The sequence below is a fragment of the Pseudoalteromonas sp. PAST1 genome, assembly GCF_021532515.1.
Lineage (GTDB): Bacteria > Pseudomonadota > Gammaproteobacteria > Enterobacterales > Alteromonadaceae > Pseudoalteromonas > Pseudoalteromonas simplex.
In genome coordinates, this window is the sequence record NZ_JAKGBH010000130.1 from 1 (window position 1) to 1417 (window position 1417).

The following is a 1417-nucleotide window of genomic DNA, read 5'->3' on the forward strand; positions in this document are numbered from 1 at the left end:
TAATGCCTGTCAGTTAAGAGCTGACAGGCATTTTTTGGGGCTTTCGTTCAGGGTATCGACTGGGTCTCTTTTTCACACATCTTGGATAATGTCTTTCTCTTCGCTCTGGCAGTACAAAGGTTTCAGCCATTGCAATAAGTTTATTTATTACGCTCGGTACTTTTCCTGCTGAGGTGTGAGGCAACATCATTAACTCCTTGATGATATAGCCAGAAGCATTGCTGTAACTGAGTTGATAAGGCCATATCCCTTTCAGGCTGTAAGCCATCTTAGTCATCATATATCGTACTAAATTGTATGCGAGCAATACGCCCCATAACTCTTGTTTTACTAGCTCTGGGGTTTTGCTACGTAACGTTAATTCATTTTTGAGCAAGTACTGTTTCATTTCCCTGAACCCAAGTTCTATTTCCCAACGGTGACTGTATAGATCGACGATATCAGCACTTGGATATTTCATTGGGTCGGTCATAGACGTCAGTATCTGATGCTGTTTTCCATTGATGGTTTTCGTCAACAATCTAGCTTCGATAGTAATAGGTAAGTCTGGGTACCTCTTTCGTGATTGAGGTGTTGTTTTTAGTCTAATCAGTTGGTTATGTTTTCCAAATTCCCTGATAACTTCATATTGCGTGCCTTTTTTTAAGGGAATTAGCCAGTGCCTTGATGTACCAGTGGTAGACCATTTATGAAGTAGCCCTAATGAGTAAAAACCTTTATCAAACAGCGTTAGGCTATTGTCGGGTGTTTGCTCTATCAGCTGCTCAGCGAGCGTCATTTCATTAGCCGCAACGGCGTCAAAGGCGGATGCGGTCAATAAGTGACTTGTGAGTTCCATTTGACAGACCATACGAATTTGAGGAAAAGCCGATTCGCGTTTGTCATTGTGCAACTTACCAAATGCATCATTGTTAGCTGGCGTGTCTTCTGCACGCCACACCACGCCATCAACGCCAAGTAAGGTTAATCCACACCAGTTTGGATGTGGTGTGTCTTGATGCCAACGGGATTGAGTCATATTAAAGATATGACGAATAGATTCCGAGCCTAAACGCTGTCTTGCTTGAACAATCGCACTAGGAGCTACAAAAGGTTTCTTACTTGGTAATACAATATCAAGACGATTAATGACCTGAGTCATAGGCATATCTCGAAACAATGCGCTGCCAATCACACTCCAGACCATTAGCTCAAGAGGTAGCCTGCGCTTCCTGAGTGTTGCGACCCCAGACTCTGCAAGTGCTTGTTGTATTAAAGACTCATCCAGTATTTCCGACAAGCTGTGAATATTAGAATCGATAAATGATGAAATATTGGCGAAGCTATGATTAAGGGGCATAAAAAAATCCGATGACCTGTGATCATCGGATTTTGATCCTATTATGCCAAATGTCAATTGCTTAACTGATCGGCATTG

The 1417-nt window shown here is 42.2% G+C and carries 1 protein-coding gene; it reads right to left on the reverse strand.

Going from position 1 to position 1417, the window contains the following annotated elements; genetic code table 11:
- Positions 1 to 13 precede the first annotated feature (13 nt).
- Positions 14 to 1339 (reverse strand): IS4 family transposase, encoded by a 1326-nt coding sequence (locus L1272_RS22990; RefSeq protein ID WP_235374367.1) that lies wholly within the window; start codon positions 1337 to 1339, stop codon positions 14 to 16.
- Between the last annotated feature and the right edge of the window lie 78 nt (positions 1340 to 1417).